The sequence below is a fragment of the Acidimicrobiales bacterium genome (assembly GCA_036399815.1).
Taxonomy (GTDB): Bacteria; Actinomycetota; Acidimicrobiia; order Acidimicrobiales; family DASWMK01; genus DASWMK01.
This window is the reverse complement of the sequence record DASWMK010000015.1, coordinates 1-6,353: the sequence shown is the minus strand read 5'-3', so window position 1 is coordinate 6,353 and position 6,353 is coordinate 1. Positions and strand designations below refer to the sequence as shown.

Annotated in this window: 9 protein-coding genes; 2 read left to right on the top strand and 7 right to left on the bottom strand. The window is 74.6% G+C overall.

The annotated features are described in order from the left end of the window. Nucleotides 1–321, top strand: a 321-nt coding sequence (locus tag VGB14_00905; protein HEX9991462.1) for a DUF1731 domain-containing protein, incomplete at its 5' end; no start/stop codon positions are given. A 6-nt stretch (nucleotides 322–327) separates the two neighbouring features. Here VGB14_00905 and VGB14_00900 read toward each other — a convergent pair. Genes VGB14_00900 through VGB14_00870 form a run of 7 tightly spaced genes read right to left on the bottom strand, consistent with a single transcriptional unit; the run spans nucleotide 328 to nucleotide 5,800 of the window. After that, the gene (locus tag VGB14_00900) at nucleotides 328–1,089 is read right to left on the bottom strand and encodes an SDR family NAD(P)-dependent oxidoreductase (protein HEX9991461.1); all 762 of its coding nucleotides are present in this window, start codon (nucleotides 1,087–1,089) and stop codon (nucleotides 328–330) included. Between the two features lie 11 nt (nucleotides 1,090–1,100). Next, nucleotides 1,101–1,505 carry a PaaI family thioesterase gene (locus VGB14_00895; GenBank protein ID HEX9991460.1) on the bottom strand — a complete coding sequence of 135 codons (405 nt, stop codon included), beginning with the start codon at nucleotides 1,503–1,505 and terminating at the stop codon, nucleotides 1,101–1,103. A gap of 18 nt (nucleotides 1,506–1,523) precedes the next feature. Further along, nucleotides 1,524–2,384 (bottom strand): SDR family oxidoreductase, encoded by an 861-nt coding sequence (locus VGB14_00890; GenBank protein ID HEX9991459.1) that lies wholly within the window; start codon nucleotides 2,382–2,384, stop codon nucleotides 1,524–1,526. A 31-nt stretch (nucleotides 2,385–2,415) separates the two neighbouring features. Then, the gene (locus VGB14_00885) at nucleotides 2,416–2,916 is read right to left on the bottom strand and encodes a DinB family protein (GenBank protein ID HEX9991458.1); all 501 of its coding nucleotides are present in this window, start codon (nucleotides 2,914–2,916) and stop codon (nucleotides 2,416–2,418) included. A 5-nt stretch (nucleotides 2,917–2,921) separates the two neighbouring features. Then, nucleotides 2,922–4,223 (bottom strand): aspartate--tRNA(Asn) ligase, encoded by a 1,302-nt coding sequence (gene aspS / locus VGB14_00880; protein HEX9991457.1) that lies wholly within the window; start codon nucleotides 4,221–4,223, stop codon nucleotides 2,922–2,924. A 12-nt stretch (nucleotides 4,224–4,235) separates the two neighbouring features. Next, nucleotides 4,236–5,420 carry a 2'-deoxycytidine 5'-triphosphate deaminase gene (locus tag VGB14_00875; protein HEX9991456.1) on the bottom strand — a complete coding sequence of 395 codons (1,185 nt, stop codon included), beginning with the start codon at nucleotides 5,418–5,420 and terminating at the stop codon, nucleotides 4,236–4,238. Next, on the bottom strand, nucleotides 5,417–5,800 hold the full coding sequence (locus VGB14_00870) for an MmcQ/YjbR family DNA-binding protein (GenBank protein HEX9991455.1): 384 nt from the start codon (nucleotides 5,798–5,800) through the stop codon (nucleotides 5,417–5,419). The genes VGB14_00875 and VGB14_00870 overlap by 4 nt, the downstream gene beginning before the upstream one ends. Before the next feature lie 38 nt (nucleotides 5,801–5,838). Between VGB14_00870 and VGB14_00865 the strand changes: the two genes are divergently transcribed. After that, a partial coding sequence (locus VGB14_00865) for a hypothetical protein (GenBank protein ID HEX9991454.1) occupies nucleotides 5,839–6,353 on the top strand: 515 nt, incomplete at its 3' end.

Genomic DNA, 6,353 nt, shown 5'->3' with positions numbered 1-6,353 from the left:
TGGTGGAGCTGGATCTCGCTGACCGACGAGGTCGCCGCCATCCGCTTCCTGCTCGACCACGACGTGGCGGGGCCGGTCAACCTCACCGGCCCCGAGCCGGTCACCAATGCCGAGCTCACGAAGGTGCTCGGCCGCGTCCTCCACCGGCCCGCCGTCGTGCCCGTGCCCCGCTTCGGGCCGGCGCTCGTCCTCGGCCGGGAGGCGGCGGAGGAGATGGTGTTCGCGTCCCAGCGCGTCCTCCCCACCGTCCTCCGGCGAGAAGGGTTCTCCTTCGCCCACCCGACCCTGGAGCCGGCGCTGCGCGCCGAGCTCGGGCGGTAGGGCCGCCTACTTGGGCGCCATCCGCAGCGCGCCGTCGAGCCGGACGACCTCGCCGTTCAGGTAGCCGTTGGCCACCACGTGGAGGACGAGCGCGGCGTAGTCGTCCGGCCGGCCGAGGCGGTGGGGGAACACGACGGTCTCGGCCAGCGCCGCCCGCTGCTTCTCGGGGAGGCTGCCGAGCAGCGGCGTGTCGACCAGCCCCGGCGCGATCGTCACCACCCGCACGCCGACCGACGCGAGGTCGCGGGCGGCCGGCAGGGTGAGGCCGACGACGCCGCCCTTCGACGCCGAGTAGGCGATCTGGCCGATCTGGCCGTCGTAGGCGGCGATCGACGCGGTGTTCACGACGACCCCCCGCTCGCCGTCGTCCAGCGGCTCGGTGCGGGCCATCGCCGCGGCGGCGAGGCGCAGCACGTTGAACGTGCCGACGAGGTTCACGCCGACGACCTTCCTGAACACGTCGAGCCCGTGGGGCGAGCCGTCGCGGCCGACGGTGCGCTGGGCCCAGCCGATCCCCGCGCAGTTGACCGTGACCCGGAGCGGGCCGTCGCCGGCGGCCGCGTCGACCGCCGCCTGCACCTGCGCCTCGTCGGTGACGTCGGCGTGGACGAAGCGGCCGCCGATCTCGGCCGCCTTGGCCTCGCCCTTGTCGTCCTGCATGTCGACGATCGTGACGGTGGCGCCGGCGCCGGCCAGCGCGGACGCCGTCGCCCCGCCGAGGCCCGACGCCCCACCGGTGACGAGCGCGGCGACTCCCTGGAGGTCCATGGCGGCGGAGGCTAGCGAGCGCCGAGGACGGCCTGGCTCTGCAGCACGTGGGCCACCAGGCGGCCCTCGTCGTCGCGCACCTCGGTCTGCACGACGATGCTCGACCGCCCGGCGTGCACCACCGTGCTCGTGCCCTCCACCGTCCCGCCCCGCACGGCCCGGAAGAAGTGGGTGGTCGACTCGGTGGTCGCCGTCGACGCCCCCTCGGGCAGGCGGAGGAAGGCGCACACGGCGCCGAGCGTGTCGGCCAGGGTCACGAGGGCGGCCCCGTGGAGGACGCCGCCGCCCGTGCACCGCTCCGGGGCCCAGGCGAGGCGGCCGACGACGGCGTCGGGGCCGGCCGAGGTGATCTCCACGCCGCTGGCGGCGGCGAACGGCATCAGGGCGAGCAGGGAGGCGGGGTCGGGCGCGGTCACGGCCGCCGACCCTAGGGCTCAGCCGGGCAGGGTCTCGCCCCCGATGGGGGCCAACACCTCGCCGGTGTAGTAGCCGGACAGCCGCTCGGACGCGAAGAACACGTACGACGGGGCGATCTCGTCGGGCTGGGCGGCCCGCTCCATCGGCACCTGCTGGCCGAACGTCTCGGTCTTCTCCTCCGGCATGGTCGCCGGGATGAGCGGCGTCCACACCGGGCCGGGCGCCACGCAGTTCACGCGGATGCGCCGGTCGACGAGGGCCTGGGCCATCGCGTAGGTGAACGCGTTGATGGCGCCCTTGGTGGCCGAGTAGTCGATCAGGCCGGCGTTGCCCCGCAGGCCGTTGATCGAGCTGGTGTTGACGACGGCGGCGCCGTCGGGCAGGTGCTCGAGGGCGAACTTGGTGACCCAGAAGTAGCTGTAGATGTTCGTGCGGAACGTGCGGTCCCACTGCTCGGTCGTGATGTCGGCGAGCGAGTCGGCCGGGCGCTGGTAGGCGATGTTGTTGACGACCACGTCGAGCCCGCCCAGCTCGGCCACGGTGCGGTCGACGGCGGCCCGGCAGCTCTCCTCGACCGACAGGTCGCCGGCGATCGTCACGCACCGCCGGCCCTCGGCCTCGATCAGCTTGGCCGTGTGGGCGGCGTCGTCGTGCTCCTCGAGGTAGGCGATGGCGACGTCGGCGCCCTCCTTGGCGAAGGCGATGGCGACCGCCCGCCCGATGCCGGAGTCGCCGCCGGTGACGAGCGCCCGCTTGCCGGCGAGGAGCCCCCGTCCCTCGTACCCGCGCATCTCGTCGTGCGGCTCGGGGTCCATGTCGCCCGTCGACCCCGGGTAGTCGATGCTCTGGGGCGGGAACTCCCGGTCCTCGTCGCTCATGGCGGCGCGCCGTACCCGCCGGCGCCGGCCCTCACTCGCCGACGGCGCCGTCGATCCGCTCGCGCAGCAGGTCCGCGTGGCCGTTGTGGCGGGCGTACTCCTCGATCATGTGGACCAGCACCCACCGCAGGCACAGCTCCTCGCCCCAGCGGGGGTGGACGACGACGTGGTCCAGCTCCATGCCGGCGGTGATCTCCCTCGCCCGCTCGCACTCGGCCTGCCACGTCGCGAACGCCTCGTCCGGGTCGGCGGTGTCGACGTCGTCGAAGTCGCCGTCCTCGTTCTCCTTCGACCAGAACACGGGCGGCGCGTCCTCCCCGGCGAGCACGCGGCGGAACCAGCTGCGCTCGACGTCGGCCATGTGCCGCACGATGCCGAGCAGCGACATGCTCGACGGCGGGACGCCCCGCTCGGCCAGGCGCTCGGGCGCCACGCCGTCGCACTTCCACGCCAGGGTGGCCCGCTGGTAGTCGAGGAACGACGTCAGCGTCTCGCGCTCGCCGGCGACGAGGGCCGGTTCCGGTCGCTCCACGGCCATCAGGGCTCCAGTCGGTTGAGGTCGCGCGGGAACAGGGTCGTCTCCCTGATGTTCTGCGCGCCGACCAGGCGGGCCGTCCACCGCTCGAGGCCGAGCGCGAACCCCCCGTGGGGCGGCATGCCGTAGCGGAAGGCCTGGAGGTAGCCGGCGTAGTGCTCGGGGTCCTCGCCCCTCGCCCGCAGGGCCTCGACGTAGTCGTCGTAGCGGTGCAGCCGCTGGCCGCCGGTGATGAGCTCGAGGCCGCGGAACAGCAGGTCGAACCCGTTGGTCGAGCCCGGCCTGGTCGGGTCGGGGTGGGTGTAGAAGGGCCGCTTGGCGGCCGGGAAGCCGGTGACGAACACGAGCTCGGAGCCGTGCTCCCGCTGGGCCCAGTCGCACAGCCACCGCTCGTGCGCCGGGGCGAGGTCGGGCTCCTCGCTCAGGTCCTCGCCGGTGTCCTCCGAGATGAGGCGCTGGGCGTCCCAGAAGTGGACCTCGGGGATCACCGCGGGCACGTCGGGGAGCGCGACGCCGAGGCGGTCGACGGCGGCCGCCGCCTTCGTGCGCACGCCCTCGACCATCCCGGCGATCACGTCCCGCACGACGCCCATCACCGTGTGGTGGTCCTCGACGAAGCCCAGCTCCACGTCGAGGGACACGTACTCGGACAGGTGGCGGGCGGTGTCGTGGGGCTCGGCCCGGAAGACGGGGCCGACCTCGTACACCCGCTCGAACACGCCGACCATGATCTGCTTGTAGAACTGCGGGCTCTGGGCGAGGAACGCCGGCCGCCCGAAGTAGTCGATGCGGAACACGTTGGCCCCGCTCTCGGTGGCCGACGCCACGATCTTCGGCGTCTGGACCTCGGTGAAGCCGAGCCCGTCGAGGGTCGAGCGGAACCCGGCCACCGACGCCGCCGCGATCTCGAAGCCGGCCCGCAGGCGCGGGTGGCGGAGGGCGACGGTGGCGTGGTCGAGCACGGTCGGCAGGTTCGCCTTGACCTGGGGCCGGTAGAGGTCGAACGGCGGCAGGTCGACGCTCGGCGACACCAGCTCGACCGTCGGCGAGTGCACCTCCGCGCCCGACGGCGCCTGCTCGTTGGCCTCGACCCGGCCGACGACCTCGACCACGCTCTCGACCGGGATGCCGGCGACCTGCTCCATCACCTCAGGGTCGTCGATGACGACCTGGGCGAGGCCGCTCGCGTCGCGGAGGATGAGGAACGACACCTTGGCGAGGGAGCGGACACGGTGCACCCATCCGCTGAGGCGGACCTGCTGGTCGACGCGGGACGGGAGCTCGGCGGCCAGGGTGCGTTCCACGGGGGAGCGACCCTACCGCGGCGACTCGCGGGGCAGCGCGAACAGCGACGGCTGGGCTCGCCCCGCGCCGGCCCGGCGGAAGTGCTTGCCGAGCGTCTCCACCTGGCCCTGGTAGTTCGAGGCCAGCTCGGCGCCGTAGAGGCGGTCCGGCTCGGCCAGCATGCGCTCGAAGGTCAGCCGGCACACCCGCTGGCCGTGCTCGACCATGAACGCCACGTCGTGGGCCCTCACCTCGAGCGCGGCGCGCGAGCCGCGGAGCCCGCCGGCCTTGTCGTAGCCGAAGCCCGGGTCGAAGAACCCGGCGTAGTGGGTGCGCAGCTCGCCGGCCGTCGGGTCGTAGGCCGTCATCTCGGCGGCCAGGGTGGGCGGCACGGCGACGCGCTCCTCGGACAGCAGGAGGTAGAAGCGCTCGGGGGCGAGGACGACGCGGTCGCCCTCCTCCCGCACCACCGGCTCCCAGTACTCGTCGGGCTCGTAGGCCGCCACCCTGGCCATGTCGATCAGCGGGGCGTGCTCCCTCGCCCGGTAGCCGACCCGGCCGTCGGGGCCGTTGCGGAGGTCGAGGGTGAGGTACACGCCGTCGGTGGTCGGCAGGTTGCGGTAGTCGAACGGGCCCCGCCGCCCGTAGAGGATCGGGTCGCGGTCGTGGACCTCGCGCAGCTCCCGGTACGACACGGCGGGCGACCCGACGACGAGGCGCAGCTGGTTGAGCGCCAGGCCGGCCCGCACCCGGACGGTGAACGACAGCGGGACGACCTCGAGCCACAGCGGCCCCCGGTACTCCGGGCGGATCTCGTCGAACTGGTCGCTGTAGTCGGTGAGGACGCGGGTGAAGACATCGAGCCGGCCGGTCGAGCTCTTCGGGTTGGCCCTGGCCCGCACCCGCCTCGGCAGGTCGAGCCGCTCGACGAGGGGGATCAGGTAGGGCCGGTCCGTCTCGAGGACGGCGCCCTCCCCGGTGAGGTCGATCTCCTCGAACACGTAGTCCTTCAGGCGGCGCTCGACCTCGACGCCGCGGGGCAGGAAGCTGCACCTGACCCGGTAGGCGACGTCGCCGAGGTGGACGTCGACGCTGGCCGGCTGGACGGCGTCGAGGTCGCCGCCCCTGATCACGCCGGCCTCCACGGCCCGGCGCAGGTGCTGGCTCGGGAGGACGCCCTCCGACCCGGCGGGGAGGTCGAGCGGGCCGGCCGTCACGGCTCCGCAGCGTACCCAGGGCCGTCGACGAGGGCGGCCAGGCGCTTCGGGGCGACCGTGCGGTAGGCGTCGCGGAGGACGGCCTCCACCTCGGCCCAGTCGAGGGACCGGTCGAGGCGGAGGCCGACCCAGCCGCGGTGCCCGACGTAGGGCGGGACGAAGAAGCGGTCGGGCTCGGCCTCGACCAGCTCGGCCTGGGCGCCGGGCGGGGCCGGGCACCAGAGGGCGAGGCGGCCGTCGCCGTGGTGGTCGTCGAGGAACATGGCGAAGGTCGTCCTCCCCCGCACGAAGAACGCCGGCGAGCCGTGGCTCGGCCGCTCGGTCGCCTCCGGCAGGGCCAGGCAGATGCGGCGGACGCGGGCGAGGACGGCGTCGCTCACCTCGACAGTGTGGACGGCCCCCGTCCCATACTGGCGGCATGCCCGAGCTCGTGGTCGTGCCGCCGGCACCCGGGCCGCTCGTCCGCCCCGACGGGGCCCGCCGGCGCGACGAGCTCGACGACCTGGTGGACGAGCTGTTTCCGGACTCCGACGAGGGGCCGGGGTGGTTCGACGGCGTCCTCGTCGCCGGGGGCGGCGGGCTGACGGCGTGGGGCGCGCTGGCCGGCGGCCCGGCGATCGCCCTCGTGCTCGGCCCGGTCGCGCTGGCGCTCGGCTGCGTCCTGCCGGCGCGGGCGATGTGGCGGGCCGGCCGGCGCCGCCGCCGGGAGGCCACGCTGGGCCGGGGGCTGCCCCTCGACACCGCCGACCCGTCGACGGCCCGCCTGGTCGCCGCCTACGAGCGGCTGCTGGCGGCGGCCGGCGGGCAGCGGGCCGACGCCGTCGCCGCCGGGCACGGCGCGCTGAGCGAGGCGGCGTCGCTGCTGCGAGGCCGGCCGCCGTCGTCGGAGCGGGAGCGGTCCTACGTCGCCGAGCGGGCTGCGGCCATCGAGGA